Source organism: Aminithiophilus ramosus (assembly GCF_018069705.1).
Classification (GTDB): Bacteria; Synergistota; Synergistia; order Synergistales; family Aminithiophilaceae; genus Aminithiophilus; species Aminithiophilus ramosus.
In genome coordinates this window covers 404,722-418,906 of sequence record NZ_CP072943.1, presented here as the reverse complement: position 1 = coordinate 418,906, position 14,185 = coordinate 404,722, and the positions used below count along the sequence as shown (strand labels likewise).

Sequence of the window (14,185 nt, the reverse complement as noted above, 5' to 3'; positions counted from 1 at the left end):
AATGTCGCCGTGCAGGAAGGAGACCGTGCCGTGAACGCCTTTAAAGTCCGCCATCGCTGCGAGTCCTTTGTCGTCTTTGTCGTCCTTGTTCTCCTCGTCCTTTTCTCCCCCTCCGTCGCCCGGGCCGAGGTCGTCGCCGTCGCCGCCGGAATCGCCCCCGCCGTGGAGGAGGTCCTGGCCGCCCACGTGAAGGGAGGCGGCGCCTCGCTGGAGATCGTCACCGGATCCTGCGGGACCCTGGCCAAGCAGATCGCCGCCGAAGCCCCCTACCAGATGCTCCTGCTCTCCGAGCCCCGCTGGCCGAAGTGGCTCGAACAGAAGGGGCTGCTCAACGAATCGGCCGTCTTCGCCCTGGGAAAACTGGCCCTCTGGTGGCCCAAGCCGGACAGGATCGTCGACCTGGCCGATCTCCCGTCGCCCCTGGCCCTTCCCGACCCTGAGACCACGGCCTACGGTTTCCTCGGCAAAGAATACCTCCAGGAGCGGGGGCTATGGGAGAAGATGAACGGCTCCGGGAGCATCCTGATCGTCGGCAACGCCCCCGGAGGCGTTCTGGCCGTCAAGAGCGGAGCCGCCGCCGCGGCCTTCGTTCCCGTCGGCACGGAGATCAAGGCGGGAGGTTCGATCGCCGTCATCGCCGGAAAAACGACGGAGATGATCGGCGGTCTTCTCGCCGCGGCGGGATCCGACAGCCGCTCCTTCTGGGCCTTCTGCCTCTCCGCCGAGGCCGCCTCCATCTGGGAGAGGTGGGGCTTCGAGGCGATGCGGCCGTGACGTCGGCCCTCTGGGTCAGCCTCAAGGTCCTGGCCGTCGACATCCCCCTTCTGCTGATCCTGGGCACGGCCCTGGGCTGGCTGCTGGCCAAGAGGCGCTTCCGCGGGCGGGAGCTGCTCCATCTCCTGATTCTCCTGCCCGTCGTCCTGCCCCCCTCCGTCCTGGGCCTCTATCTCCTCATGCTCTTCGGCCGCGTCCCCTTTCTCCACGACCTGGGGCTGCTTTTTTCCTTTCCCGCCGCCGCCGTGGCGCCCCTCCTACCGGCCCTGCCCATCATGGTCCAGTCGGCCCGATCGGGCTTCGCCTCCGTCGACGAGCGCCTCGAAGACGCGGCCCGGACCTTGGGCGACGGCGAGGGGGCCGTCTTCCGACGGATCACTCTCCCCCTGGCGCGGCGCTTCCTCCTGGCCGGGCTGGCCCTCTCGTCGGCGCGGGCCCTGGGCGACTTCGGCGTCACCCTCATGATCGCCGGCAACATCCCCGGAAGGACGCAGACCCTGCCCCTGTACATCTACGGCCGCGTCGAGTCCCTCGATTTCGCCCTGGCCCACGTGGCGGCTCTCCTTCTGACGGCCGTCGGCGTCGGCTGCCTTCTCCTCGTCCGTACCATGGAGGACCGCCGTGAGCTGGCTTGAGAGCTCCTTCCGCCACGATCTGGGCTCTTTCCGCCTCGACGTCTCCCTCTCCATGGAAAGGGAGATCGCCGTCCTCTTCGGCCCCAGCGGGGCGGGCAAGAGTCAGACCCTCCGTCTCCTGGCGGGACTGTCCCGGCCGGCGCAAGGGACGTTCCTCCTCGACGGCCGGGACCTCTCTGCCCTGCCGCCGGGGAAACGCCGCATCGGCCTCGTCTTTCAGGATCCGGCCCTCTTTCCCCACCTTTCCGTCATCGAGAACGCCGCCTACGGCCTCAAGGGCGACGGACGCCTCGAGCAGGCCCGCCGATGGCTCGCCATGGTCGGCCTCGACGGCTTCGGAGAGCGGCTCCCCCATCAGCTTTCGGGGGGACAGAGACAGAGGGTGGCCCTGGCCCGGGCCCTGGCTCCCGAGCCCGACCTGCTCCTTCTCGACGAGCCCTTCAGCGCCCTCGACGGCCCTCTGCGACGCACGCTGAGGCGGGAGCTGAAGAAACTCCATGCCGCAACGGGCACTCCCCTTCTCTACGTCACCCATCAGATCGAGGACGTCTGCGCCCTTGGCGACCGGGTCTTTTTCATGAACGACGGCTCCGTGGCGGCCTCCCTTCCGGTGGCCAAGCTCTGGGAAAACCACGCCGTCGAGGCCGCCTGGCGCTCCATGGGATGGGGCACACTCCTGACCGGCGACGTCCGCGACTTTCAGGGCGGCATCGAGCTGGTCTGGGAGAGGGGACGGCTCCTCCTGCCGCCGTCGACGAAGGAGCGAGGACAGGCCAGGGCCTTCATCGCTCCCCATGAGGTCAAGATCCTCTACCCCCACCTTCCCGTCGACCCGCAGCTGGCCGAAAATGTCCTGACCGGGACCGTCGTCGAGACGATCCAGATGGGGTCGACGACGCGCGTCGACCTCGCCGCCTGCGGCCTGACCTGGCAGGCCGAATTTTCGAGGGAGGCCTACGCCTCCCTGAGCCTCAGGGAGGGAGAGACGGTCCGTTTCGCCGTCAGGCCCCGATCGGTCTCCCTTCTCAAACCCCGCCCCGAGGAGGTCGTCTGCTGCGATGAAATTCACCGTTCTCGCCCTTGAAGAGGCCCTGGGCCTGCCCCTGGCCCACGACCTGACCCAGATCGACGTCGAAAAAGGCTACAAGGGAGCCCGCTTCCGCCGAGGCCATATCGTCACCGAGGCCGACCTGGAGACGCTGCGCTCCATGGGACGGGAACACCTGACGCTGATGGAGCTCGGACCGGACGAGGTCCACGAGGATGACGCGGCCCTGCGCCTCGCCCCCGTCGTCAGGGGCAGGGGCGTCGAGACCCGAGGTCCCCGCGAGGGGAAGTGCGTCCTCGTCGCCACCGGCGACGGCCTGCTCGAATATGACGAGAAGGCCGTCGAGTCCCTCAACGGCCAGGGACAGTGGATCTTCGCCACCCTCCCCCGTCACAGCCCCGTCCGCCGAGGCGAGCAGGTGGCCGCCTTCCGCATCCTCCCCCTCTGCGTCGCCGACGAGGAGGTCCGTCGGGCGGAAAAAACGGGGCGCCCCATCGACGTTCTCCCCTTCCGCCCCCTCGAGGTGGGCCTCGTCACGACGGGCCGAGAGATCGCCCAGGGGCGGATCAAGGACGCCTTCGGCCCCAAGCTGGAACGGAAGGTGACGGCCTTGGGCGGCCGCCTTCGGGGACAGCGCATCGTCGGCGACGACAGGGAGGCCATCGCCGAGGCCATCGGAGCCTTCCTCGACGAGGGGGCCGATCTCGTCGTCTGCACGGGCGGCATGAGCGTCGACGCCGACGACCTGACGCCTGAGGCCATCCGATCCGTCGCCGACGAGGTTCTCTTCCGGGGCGTTCCGGCTCTGCCGGGATCGATGCTGATGCTGGCGACGAAGGGCATGGCCTTCGTCGTCGGTGCCCCAGCCTGCGTCGTCCACGACGAACGGACGACCCTAGATCCCCTTCTCCAGCTCCTTTTCGCCGGGGTCCGCCCGACGGAGAGGGAGATCCGCCTCTGGGGAGTCGGGGGACTCTGCCGCCACTGTCCCGTCTGCGTCTATCCCGACTGTTCTTTCGCGGCGAGGCCATGACGGAGCGGACCATCCTGGAGGAGGCAGGGCTCCGGGCCACCGAGACCCGCCTCCGCGTCCTCCAGATCCTCTTCGAGGCGGGACGTCCCCTGGCCCACGGAGACGTCCTGGAACGTCTCGGCGGCGAGGCCGATCGGGTCACCCTCTACCGGACCCTGACATCGCTGGAGCGGGCCGGTCTGGTCCATCGCGTCCAGGGGACGGACGGCGCCTGGCGCTTCTGCGCCCATCGGCCCGACATGCCGGGCTGTCCCGGCAACCACCCTCACTTCCTCTGCCTCGGCTGCGGCCTCATGGTCTGCCTTCTCGGCCAGCGCCTTCCCCGCGTCGACGTCCCCGAAGGCTGTTCCGTATCGGGCAAACAGCTCGTCGTCTACGGCCTCTGTCCGGCCTGCCAAGCCGGGGAGAGCGAAAAAAAGGCCTCCGGCCAGGAGAGGCCGGAGGCGGACTGAAGCGGAAGGCGGGCGGTAGGTCAGACCTTGCCGTGACTCCGCAGCCCCTTCACGTCGGCCCCCCGGTCGACGGCGACGATCTCGGCCATGACGGAGAGGGCGATCTCCTCGGGCGTCTCGGCGTTGATGGGAAGGCCGATGGGAGAGAAGATGGAATCGAGATAGGCACTCCCCACTCCTTCGGCGAGAAGGGCCTTTTTGAGGGCCGACGCCTTCTTGCGGGAGCCGATCATCCCCCGGTAGGCCGCCTTCTTGCCCTCCAGGAGGCGGGCCACGTCGCCGTCGAGGACATGGCCCCGGGTGACGATGACGACGAAGGTCGCCTCGTCGAAGGCGATGCGGCCGTCGAAGGCCCCTTCGAGAGGGCAGCAGTGGACGACGGCTCCGGGGAAACGCTCGGCGTTGGCGAATTCGTCGCGCTCGTCCCAGACGACGGCGCCGAAGCCGGAGGCGACGGCCACGAGGGCCAGGGCCCGTCCCACATGGCCTCCTCCGAAGATGACCACCTTTTTCTGCTGGCCGATATACTCCATGAAGACGCCCGCCGCACCGCCGCAGATGGCCTCGTCGCCGAAGGCGGGGTCTCCCTCGAGGGACTCCTTGAAGTAGGAGACCTCCTCCCGGGAGGCGATCATCTCCAGGGCCCTGGCGATGACGCGGTGCTCCAGGACGCCTCCGCCGACGGTCCCCACGATGGAGCCGTCGGGACGGACCCACATGCGGGCCCCCCGGGAACGGGGCGTCGACCCCGCCTCCTCGACGAGGGTGCAGAGAACGCCCTGATCGCCCGCCTGCAGGGCCTCGTGAATGGCCTCGAAAACATTGTTGTAAGCTTTATACATCCCATTTGACCTCCTTCTCTCATCGAGTAAGCTCATCTTGACATCAAGTGCCTGCAAAAACAAGATGTTTTGCGAGCAAAAGGCCTAAAGGAGACTCATCTATGCAAGAACAAAAAAAAGCAAAAGTCCTCCCGCCTTTATCGGAAAAAATCGGGGCAAGACGAGTTTCGCCCAAAGCGCTCCTTCTTTCCGCCGGATTCGCCTCCCGCATGGGGAGATGCAAGGCCCTCCTGGACCTGGGAGGGAGTTCGGCCCTGGAGAGGGCCGTCCGATCCCTCCGATCGGGCGGCGTCGAGGAGATCGTCGTCGTCTCGGGACACTACCGCGACGCCGTCGAGGCCGAGGCTCGGCGTCTGAACTGCGCCACGGCCTTCAACGAGGACTACGGAAAGGGGATGTTCTCCTCGGTCCAGTGCGGCCTGAAGGCCCTCGGCGATGCCGAGGCCTTTCTCCTCCTTCCCGTCGACGTTCCTCTCGTCTCGCCCGCCACGATCGGAGCTCTCCTGAAGGCCCACGACGAGGGGGCCTCCCTGGCCTACCCGACCTTTTCGGGCCGGAGGGGACACCCACCTCTGGTGGGACGATCCTTTTTCGGCGCCATCGCCGAAGACGACGGATCGCGGGGAGGGCTGCGGGCCCTCCTGGCCGAGAAAGAGACGGAGGCCCGCGACGTGGCCGTCGCCGACGAGGCCATCCTCCTCGACATGGACTCGCCCGAGGACTATGACCGCCTCCGGGAGAGGGCCCTGCGGCATGGCATCCCCTCCGAGGCCGAATGCGAGGTCCTCTGGGATCTGGCCGGGACGCCCCAGGGAGTCCGGCGTCACGGCGAAACCGTCGCCGCCGTGGCCGACCGTTTCGCCCGAGCCCTGGAAGGGGCCCTCTCGCTGGACCGCGCCAAACTCCGCAGCGCCGCCCTCGTCCACGACCTGGCCAGAGGAAGCGAAGACCACGCCGAAGAGGGAGCCCGGATCCTGATCCGCTGGGGCTTCGGCACCATCGCTCCCCTCGTGGCCTCTCACATGGTCGGCCCCGACGACGACGCCCTCGACGAGGCCTCTCTCCTCTTCGCCGCCGACAAGATCGTCGAGGGGACGACCGTCGTCTCCCTCGCCATCCGACGGGAAAGGATGGCCCGCCGCTTCGCCGACCGCCCCTCCTCCCTCAGGGGCGCCATGGAGCGGTTGGACAGGGCAGAGTCCCTCATCGGGGCCATCGAAAGAGCTGCGGGGCAACCTCTTCTCCACATCCTGGGAGACCTGACGTGAGCCGCCTCTTTCTCGTCCGCCACGGCGAGCCGGAACTCACCGAAGAGGGGCTCTTCCTGGGACAGAGCGACGTCCTCCTCTCGGCCAGAGGCCGAGAGGAGGCAAAAGAACTGGGTGAGTCGCTGAGGGCCTTCTCCTTCGGCGCCGTCTACAGCAGCGACCTGATCCGGGCCGCCGAGACGGCCCGGATCGTCGTCGGCTCCAGGCCTCTTTCCGTCATCGCCGCCCCGGCGCTGCGGGAGGTCGCACTGGGAGACTGGGAGCTCCGCCGCCGCCGCGACGTGGAAAAGGAGGACCCTCGGGCCTACAGGGACCGGGGACGGGATCTGTTGGGCTTTCGCCCCCCTCGGGGCGAAAGCTTTCGGGACCTCGCCGAACGTGCCCTTCCCCTCCTGAGGGGTATAATGGGACAAAACAGCGGAGACAGCCTCGTCGTCACCCACGCCGGAGTCCTGCGCCTCCTCTTCGCCGACCTCCTCGGCCTTGAGCCGGAACGCCTCTTCCGCCTCTCCTTCGACTACGCCTCCCTCTCCCTCCTGAGGCAGAGGAACGGGAAAAAAGAGATCCTCTGCCTCAACTGGCGCCCCCGCCCCGCCCTCCCCTGAGATCGGACCGACCCTTTTTGACGCGGTCCTGACGCGCGAGGGAGAGAATGGACCCGGTCGCGAGGGGAAACCCCTTCATGAATACACAAAAGCACTTGAGAAAACCGTGGCATTTGATACTATGAGCTCAAATCGGATCGAAAGGGGCCCTCGAGGCCCTCATATCTGGGAGGGAACGATCGTGGCGAAACGTCTCATCGAATGTGTCCCCAATTTCAGCGAAGGCAGAAGGAAGGACGTCATCGAATCCATCGTGGCGCCCTTCAAGGCGACGAAGGGCTGCTACCTCTTCGACTACCGGGCCGACGAGGATCACAACCGCCTCGTCGTCAGCCTCGTCGGCGAGCCCGAGGCGATCGGCGACGCCCTCGTCGAGGCGGCCCTGACGGCCCGCGACGCCATCGACATGAACGCCCATCAGGGCGGCCATCCCCGCATCGGAGCCGTCGACGTCATCCCCTTCACGCCCATCAGCAACATCACCATGGAGGAGTGCGTCACCCTCTCCCACGACTTCGGCAGGCGCTACCAGGCCGAGACGGCCATCCCCGTCTACTTCTACGAGGAGGCGGCCCTCCGTCCCGAGCGTCAGAGGCTGGAGGTGATCCGCAAGGGACAGTACGAGGTGCTCAAGGACGAGGCCCGGACGAACCCCGACCGCCACCCCGACCTGGGAGGCCCCGGCCTGCACCCCACGGCGGGGGCGACGGTCATCGGCGCCCGCAAGTTCCTCGTCGCCTTCAACGTCAACCTGGCGACGAAGGACGTCAACGTGGCCAAGGAGATCGCCAACGCCGTCCGGGCCTCCAAGGGCGGCTTCTGTCACGTCAAGGGAATCGGCCTGGCCCTCGAGGAGCGGGGCCTCGTCCAGGTCTCGATGAACATCGTCGACTACGAGAAGAACGCCCTCTACCGCGTCCTCGAGACGATCCGCATGGAGGCGGCCCGCTGGGGCGTTTCCGTCGTCGAGACGGAAATCTACGGCATGGTCCCCGCCGCCGCCGTCCTCGACAGCGCCGCCTACTACATGCAGGTCGCCGGTTTCGACCCCAAACAGGTCATCGAACTCAAGCTTCTGGAGATGATGGGAGACGACGACCGATGACGGTCAAGCTCTTCCGCAACGCCGCCATCCACACCCCCGTCGACAGGGGAAGACCTGCCGCCGGGTCGGCTCAGGGAGAGATCGCCGTCTTCGCGAAGGGAACCCTTCTCACCGAAGGGGGTCGGATCGTCGCCGTCGGCGCCGAAGAGAGCGTGACGGCGCGGCTCAACCGCCGCCCCGACATGGAAATCGACTGCGGCGGAGCCTGTCTGATCCCCGGCTTCGTCGATCCCCACACCCACATCTGCTTCGCCGAGCGCCGCGAGAGGGAGTTCGAGCTGCGTCGGGCCGGAACGCCCTACCTGGAGATCCTCCGCCAGGGCGGGGGCATCCTCTCCTCCGTCCGGGCCGTCCGGGCCGCCTCGGAGGAGGAGCTTTTCGAGACGACGGCCGAGAACGTCCTCTCGGCCCTCTCCCTGGGAACGACGACGATGGAGATCAAAAGCGGCTACGGCCTCGACACGGAGAGCGAACTCAAGATGCTCCGCGTCATCGACCGCATCCGCCGCGAGACGCCCCTGGACGTGACGGCCACCTTCATGGGGGCCCATGCCGTTCCCGAGGAGTTCCGAGGCAACGCCGACGGCTTCGTCGACCTCATCGTCGACGAGATGATCCCCGCCGTCGTCGGCCAGGCCATCGCCGATTCCTGCGACATCTTCTGCGAGGAGGGGATCTTCTCCGTCGCCCAGAGCCGCCGCCTCCTCGAGGCGGCCCGAAAGGCGGGGCTGAAGCTCCGGGCCCACGTCGACGAAGTCCACGACACGGGAGGCGCCGCCCTGGCCGGAGAGCTGGCCGTCCTCTCGGCCGAGCACCTCCTGGCCGCCAACGACGAGGGGCTCAAGGCCATGGCCGCCGCGGGCGTCATCGCCGACCTCCTTCCCGCCACGGCCTACAGCCTCCGCAAGCCCTACGCCCGGGCCCGGCGCATGATCGAGCTCGGCCTTCCCGTGGCCTGCGCCACCGACTGCAACCCCGGCTCCTGTTTCTGCGAGTCCATGCCCTTCATCTTCGGCCTGGCCGTGATGAACATGGACATGACGCCCGAAGAGGCTCTTACGGCGACGACGCTCAACAGCGCCTACTCGGCGGGCCTGGCCGGTCGCGTGGGGAGCCTCGACGAGGGGAAATCGGCCGATTTCCTCCTCCTCGATGCCGAAACGCCGGCGGGGATCGCCTACCATGCCGGCGTCTCGCCCGTTCTGGCCGTCTACAAGCGCGGCGAACACGTCGCCTGAAGGACCACGACAACGAGAGTACAGAGAGGAGAGACACGATGGAACTGTCCAGGATGACTCTGAAGGAGTTCGCCAAGGAACTTGCCTCCGACTCGCCCGCCCCCGGCGGCGGCAGCGTCGCCGCCCTCTGCGGCGCCCTGGGAGCGGCCCTCTCCGTCATGGTGACGAACCTCACCATCGGCAAGGAGAAATACCGCGACGTCTGGGACGAGATGGGCAAGGTCCAGCGAGAGGCCAAGGAACTCCAGACGCGGTTCCTCTCCCTCATGGAACAGGACAGCGAGGCCTTCAACACCTTCTTCGCCGCCATGAAGATGCCCAAGGAGACGGAGGAGGAGAAAACCCTCCGAACGGCCAAGATGCAGGAGGGCCTCAAGGAGGCCGCCCTCGTCCCCCTCGAAACCCTGACGGCCTGCCAGCTTCTGGCCGAACTGGCCGAGAAGACGGCGCGGCGCGGCAACGGCAACGCCGTCACCGACGCGGGCACGGCGGCCCTTCTGGCCCGCGCGGCCGCCATGGCGGCCGCCTACAACGTCCGGATCAACCTGGGCGGCATCAAAGACGAGGCCTTCGTCACGACGACGAGAGGGGAAATCGAAGGGGCCCTCTCGCGCATCGAGAAGACCGTCTCCGACGTGGAACGACACATCGAGTCCCTCCTGTAAGACGGGACCCGCCCCTCTGTAGGTCTATTGGGAAGGGGAGCCTCCGCCCGGAGTTCGGGCGGAGGCTCCCCTTCCTTCGTCTCGGCCTTTCGGACATCCCGCGGCGGCAAGGGAAAACGCCTCGGCCATCCGGGCAGAGCCCTCTATTTTCGGCGCAGCGCGAAAGGCAGGGCCAGAAGCAACAGGAACGCGCCGCCGGCGCCGACATTGCAGCCGCCGCTGCCCCCTCCCGCCGCCGTCTGGCGGAGGGAACCGTCGATGTCGTAGATATCGGGGCCCAGGTTCGACTCCCAGGCCGTGCCGGCGAACATCGTTTCGCTCCCGTTTTCGTAGACTTTCTTCATGAGATTGAAGCCGTCGATATCGTAGCGCGCCAATTCCTCTCTCGTGTTGACGGGCCCCCAGGTGCCGTTGAAGGTCCCGTCCGTCGACTCCCGCATCGTGCCGTGCCAGATGTCCGAGAGCGTGGCGAAATATTCTTCGAAGTTGGAGCCGGCATAGGAGTTGCCCCACAGCCCCTTCCCGCCGACGACGGCCTCGTAGGTGTCCCCCTCTTCCTCGTACAGTTCGGGGCAGTAGACCTCCATGCCGCTCAAGTGGATGGTGTGCCCGAATTCGTGTCCCAAGATGAACTCGTTGTCATACCGCGTGAAGACCTTGTCCCTGAGGACATTGCTCTCCGACGTCTGGGCGATTCCGCCGCCGAACCCTTCCACGTAGAGGTACTGGTGGCTGTTCGCGCCGTAGACGTCCCTCATGCCCGGCTGCATGTAGGCGTGATGGCCGTAGGCGATGATCGCCAGACCGGCGTGGAGTTTGGTGATCCCGTCGGCGATCTTCTGTCCGTAAGTCTCGTTCGCCAGGATCTCATCGATGTACCGGGCCGCCAGCTCGACCGAGGACTTCTCGACGGCCCTGTCGGCGTAGACATAGACGCCGACTCGAGGAGTCCGCATCACGTGCCCCAGCCAGGGTTTGATCACGGCATCGTATTTTCTCCCCGCCACCCTGTTGCCCGCCCAGTCCGTTATGTTCCCGACGATCCGCACCGAGAGGTTGCCGTCGAGAACGGCGGCCATGTGATCGATATCGACATACTGGCCCTTCTCCAGGGCGTTTTCGTTCACCTGAACCTCTTCGTCGGTCTTGAGATAGTCCCCGCCTTCGTCCAGATCCTTCTGCGTGAACCCCCAGTATTCCGTCCCGATGGCGCCGTCGTAGAGGTCATCGACGACATCGCCGCGCAGGGTCAGCAACGGTCTTCCACACATTGCTTTGGGCACAACACATCGCCCCGTCGATCGGGTCTCCTGACGAAACTTAATATAACTAAATTTTAATTTTTATTCCCCTTTGTCCCGGAAGATCGACGATCTCCAGACGAGGGCTTTCGTCGTCTCAGACCCGCGAAAAGGCGAGGAGGGCCTCCGTCAGAGGCCCTCCTCGCCTTCGTTCTTTCGTCCGTCTCTTTCGGGACCCGCCGTTTCCCCGGCGACAGAAGCGCCTGCGGGGCCATCGGGCAGCGATTACGGCTTTTCCCGCACCTCCGAGGCGGGCCTCCGACCGGCGAAGTCGGCGGCGATGCGGGCCAACAGGGCCGCCCCCATAGGCAGGGCCGCCTCGTCGATGTCGAAAAGGTCGGAATGGAGAGGGTGACAGGTCTCCTTTTCCCCGTCGCCCGTGCCGAGCATGACGAGGACGCCGGGGCGGTTTTCGACGAAATAGGCGAAATCGTCGACGCCCATCGTGGGCTTCTCCATGATCCGGACGGCGCCGTCGCCGAGGAGGTCGGAGGCGACGGTCTCGACATAGCGGGCCAGCTCGCCGTCGTTGACGAGACAGGGATAGCCCTCGGTGAAGCGCAGTTCGGCCCGGGCGCCGAGGGCGGAGGCGACGCCTTCGGCGACCTCCCTCACCTTCTGCCGCGCCCAGACGCGCCTTGCGGCGTCGACGGTCCGTATGATGCCCGTCATCTCGGCCCGACCGGCGATGATGTTTCTCCTCGTCCCTCCATGAAAGGTGCCGACGGTGACGACGATCGGATCGAGGGGATCGGTCTGGCGGCTCACGATCTGCTGGAGGGCCGAGAGGACCTGGGCCCCCACGGCGAGCGCGTCGATACCGAGATGGGGCTTGGCTCCGTGACTGGTCCTTCCCGACAGGACCAGGTCGAAAAGATCGGAGGCGGCGTGCAGCTTCCCCCGGGAGAGGCCGATCGTGCCCGGAGCGAATTCGGGAGCGACGTGGAGGCCGAAGACGGCGTCCACGTCGGGATCCGTCAGGGCCCCTTCCCCGATCATGGGAAGGGCCCCTCCGTCCCCCTCTTCGGCGGGCTGAAAGAGGAAACGGACCTCCCCTGCCAGGAGGTGGCGCCTCCGAGCGAGGAGGCGTGCCGCGCCGAGGAGCATGGCCGTGTGGGCGTCGTGACCGCAGGCATGCATTCTGCCGGGAAAGGCCGAGGCGTAGGGGACGGCCTTTCTGTCGTCCAGTTCGAGGCCGTCCATGTCGGCCCGCAGGGCCACGACGGGCCCCGGCCGGTCCCCCCGGAGGCGCCCGACGACGCCCGTGACGGCGGCCCGCCGCGTCTCGATCCCGAGCCGCTGGAGCTCTCTCTCGACGAGGGCCGCCGTCCGCTCCAGGTCGAAACCGAGCTCGGGGTGGCGGTGGATATCTCTTCGCGTCGTCACGATCCATTCCCTATCGGCCCGAGCGTCTCGAAGAAAATCAGCGACCATGATCTATCCTCTCCTTCTGCTGTCGCAACGGGAACCCGCGGCCTGTCATGACCGACGGGAACGCAAGGGACGAGGACTCGCGCGACGGAGGAAGGCTTCAGCTCCCGCCGACGTCGCCACCCCCGTCGTCGAGGCCGGGGAGAAGGGGGACGAAGCGGCAGTACTCCTTCCAGTCGTCGAGGAACCCCTCCTCGCGGCGTTCCCGGATGAAAAGGCGTTCCAGTCCCGGAGACAGGGTAAGGGGAACGACGAGGCGGCCGCCCCGATCGAGCTGATCGGACCAGGCCTGATAGAGCCGGGGAGAGCCGGCCGTGACGATAATCCCCCTGTAGGGGGCCGATTCGGGTCTTCCCTCGCGGCCGTCGCCGACGACGACGGTCACATCGAGACCCAGCCGGCTCAGGAGGGCCTCGGCACGCCGGGCCAGGGAGACGATCCTCTCGACGGAGGTGACGGCACAGCCCAAGGCGGCCAGGAGGGCGGCCTGATAGCCCGATCCGGTGCCGATTTCGAGGACGGCATCCCCGGAGCCGACGCCGAGATAGTCCGTCATGAGGGCCACCATGTAGGGCTGGGAGATCGTCTGATCCCGTCCGATGAGAAGGGGACCGTCGTCCCAGGCCTGATGACGCCGTTCCGGCGGGACGAAGAGGTGACGGGGCAGAGATCTCATGGCCTCCGTCAGAGGACCTTCGGCCATCCCGCGGGCCAGGATCTGAGTCCGAACCATCCGCTCCGCCTCTTTTTCCCAGGCCATCGCCATAGGGCGGACCTCCTTTTTCTCCCTGTCTCCGCCGAAGGGCACGGCTCCATCGAGGCCGGAGGCGGCAAGGCCTTCAGGGCAAAAGCGCCGGGCGGAATGCGCCAGAGAAGGACCACGCCTTCGGCGACGGCCCGCTCGCCCCGGCGGGGACGGGCGAGGCCCGAGAGGACCTCCCGGTAGGCCCGGCCCTCCATCCGGTTCCCCTCCGCGACGAGGAGAACCCCTTCCGCCACGGGGGCGAAACGTACGGACTGGAGGGCCGGGGTCTTTCCCGCCCATGGGCCGGGATCGGCGACGAACCAGGTCTCTCCGTCGTAGCCGGCCAGGGCGACCCAGTGCCCCGACCTCCGCCGCCACTGCCCCCTCTCCTCGACGTACCATCCCACCTGGAGCACGGCGCCGCCTCCGGAAGCGAGGGCCAGGGCGATGTCGTTCCAGCAGGGCGATGTCACGAAACCGTGACGCCACTCCCGGGAGGGCCACCCCTGATACTCGAGGACGACGCCTGAGAGGGCCCTTTCGTCGAGAAAGGCATCGAGGCCGGAGAGAAAGCGCCAGGGCGACGTCCCTCCCGAGAGGAAGCGGGTATCCATGAAGGGGCGGCTCCCCAGGAGGCGCGCCGTCTCCGCCCCGTCGTCGACGAGATTCAAGGACAGGAGGATATCGGCGGCGGCCACGGGGCCGCAGTGAACCCAACCTCCCAGAGGAAGCCCCAGGGAACGGTCCGTCTGGGTCAGATCGGGGAAATCCGGCCGAGGGAGATGGGAGGACGGAGGGGCCGCGAAGGCGACGGGGCCCAGAGGAAGCAGGAAGGCCCCGCGGCGGGCCAGAGGGCCGACGATGGCGAAGGAGCCGCCCTCTTCGAGGGAAACGAGGGCGACGACGGGAGCCGACGTCGCCAGGAGGGACAGGTCCTGTGTCGAAATCGGCATCTGGCGGGAGCTCTCCCGCGGAGGGGGGCACATCGACGCCGCGGGGCCAAAGGAGACGGTCTCCGACCATAAAAAAGAAACGCCGGGGGC

Annotated in this window: 15 protein-coding genes; 10 read left to right on the top strand and 5 right to left on the bottom strand. The window is 67.1% G+C overall.

The window, feature by feature from the left end; all coding sequences use genetic code 11:
- Positions 1-30: 30 nt before the first annotated feature.
- From KAR29_RS01695 to KAR29_RS01675, 5 genes are read left to right on the top strand one after another with little or no spacing between them, the layout of a single operon-like run.
- Entirely contained in the window at positions 31-774 is a 744-nt protein-coding gene (locus KAR29_RS01695) for a molybdate ABC transporter substrate-binding protein (RefSeq protein WP_274373931.1), read from the top strand.
- The gene (gene modB, locus KAR29_RS01690; protein WP_311135605.1) at positions 747-1,409 is read left to right on the top strand and encodes a molybdate ABC transporter permease subunit; all 663 of its coding nucleotides are present in this window, start codon (positions 747-749) and stop codon (positions 1,407-1,409) included. Before KAR29_RS01695 ends, modB begins: the two co-directional genes overlap by 28 nt.
- Positions 1,396-2,493, top strand: a complete 1,098-nt coding sequence (locus KAR29_RS01685; RefSeq protein ID WP_274373930.1) for an ABC transporter ATP-binding protein — start codon at positions 1,396-1,398, stop codon at positions 2,491-2,493. The genes modB and KAR29_RS01685 overlap by 14 nt, the downstream gene beginning before the upstream one ends.
- Positions 2,468-3,490 (top strand): molybdopterin-binding protein, encoded by a 1,023-nt coding sequence (locus KAR29_RS01680; protein WP_274373929.1) that lies wholly within the window; start codon positions 2,468-2,470, stop codon positions 3,488-3,490. The genes KAR29_RS01685 and KAR29_RS01680 overlap by 26 nt, the downstream gene beginning before the upstream one ends.
- Positions 3,487-3,942 (top strand): Fur family transcriptional regulator, encoded by a 456-nt coding sequence (locus KAR29_RS01675; RefSeq protein ID WP_274373928.1) that lies wholly within the window; start codon positions 3,487-3,489, stop codon positions 3,940-3,942. Before KAR29_RS01680 ends, KAR29_RS01675 begins: the two co-directional genes overlap by 4 nt.
- Before the next feature lie 20 nt (positions 3,943-3,962).
- Here the strand turns inward: KAR29_RS01675 and KAR29_RS01670 are convergent, their stop codons facing one another.
- On the bottom strand, positions 3,963-4,784 hold the full coding sequence (locus KAR29_RS01670) for an XdhC family protein (protein ID WP_274373927.1): 822 nt from the start codon (positions 4,782-4,784) through the stop codon (positions 3,963-3,965).
- A gap of 101 nt (positions 4,785-4,885) precedes the next feature.
- Between KAR29_RS01670 and KAR29_RS01665 the strand changes: the two genes are divergently transcribed.
- The 5 genes from KAR29_RS01665 (at position 4,886) to KAR29_RS01645 (ending at position 9,665) form a co-directional block, all read left to right on the top strand.
- A complete protein-coding gene (locus KAR29_RS01665) occupies positions 4,886-6,052 on the top strand; it encodes a DVU_1551 family NTP transferase (RefSeq protein ID WP_274373926.1) in 1,167 nt (388 codons plus the stop codon).
- Positions 6,049-6,657 carry a histidine phosphatase family protein gene (locus KAR29_RS01660; RefSeq protein WP_274373925.1) on the top strand — a complete coding sequence of 203 codons (609 nt, stop codon included), beginning with the start codon at positions 6,049-6,051 and terminating at the stop codon, positions 6,655-6,657. The genes KAR29_RS01665 and KAR29_RS01660 overlap by 4 nt, the downstream gene beginning before the upstream one ends.
- 181 nt (positions 6,658-6,838) lie before the next feature.
- Positions 6,839-7,762 carry a glutamate formimidoyltransferase gene (gene ftcD / locus KAR29_RS01655; protein WP_274373924.1) on the top strand — a complete coding sequence of 308 codons (924 nt, stop codon included), beginning with the start codon at positions 6,839-6,841 and terminating at the stop codon, positions 7,760-7,762.
- On the top strand, positions 7,759-9,000 hold the full coding sequence (hutI, locus tag KAR29_RS01650) for an imidazolonepropionase (protein ID WP_274373923.1): 1,242 nt from the start codon (positions 7,759-7,761) through the stop codon (positions 8,998-9,000). The genes ftcD and hutI overlap by 4 nt, the downstream gene beginning before the upstream one ends.
- 38 nt (positions 9,001-9,038) lie before the next feature.
- A complete protein-coding gene (locus tag KAR29_RS01645) occupies positions 9,039-9,665 on the top strand; it encodes a cyclodeaminase/cyclohydrolase family protein (protein ID WP_274373922.1) in 627 nt (208 codons plus the stop codon).
- A gap of 143 nt (positions 9,666-9,808) precedes the next feature.
- On the opposite strand, the gene KAR29_RS01640 is transcribed toward KAR29_RS01645, so the two are convergent.
- The 4 genes from KAR29_RS01640 to KAR29_RS01625 all read right to left on the bottom strand — a co-directional run bounded on the left by KAR29_RS01640 (position 9,809) and on the right by KAR29_RS01625 (position 14,095).
- On the bottom strand, positions 9,809-10,921 hold the full coding sequence (locus tag KAR29_RS01640; protein ID WP_274373921.1) for a Synerg-CTERM sorting domain-containing protein: 1,113 nt from the start codon (positions 10,919-10,921) through the stop codon (positions 9,809-9,811).
- 270 nt (positions 10,922-11,191) lie between these two features.
- Entirely contained in the window at positions 11,192-12,400 is a 1,209-nt protein-coding gene (locus KAR29_RS01635) for a M20 metallopeptidase family protein (protein ID WP_274373920.1), read from the bottom strand.
- Between the two features lie 97 nt (positions 12,401-12,497).
- Positions 12,498-13,163, bottom strand: coding sequence for a protein-L-isoaspartate(D-aspartate) O-methyltransferase (locus KAR29_RS01630; protein WP_274373919.1), 666 nt, complete (start codon positions 13,161-13,163; stop codon positions 12,498-12,500).
- Positions 13,082-14,095, bottom strand: a complete 1,014-nt coding sequence (locus KAR29_RS01625; RefSeq protein ID WP_274373918.1) for a hypothetical protein — start codon at positions 14,093-14,095, stop codon at positions 13,082-13,084. The genes KAR29_RS01630 and KAR29_RS01625 overlap by 82 nt, the downstream gene beginning before the upstream one ends.
- Positions 14,096-14,185 lie beyond the last annotated feature (90 nt).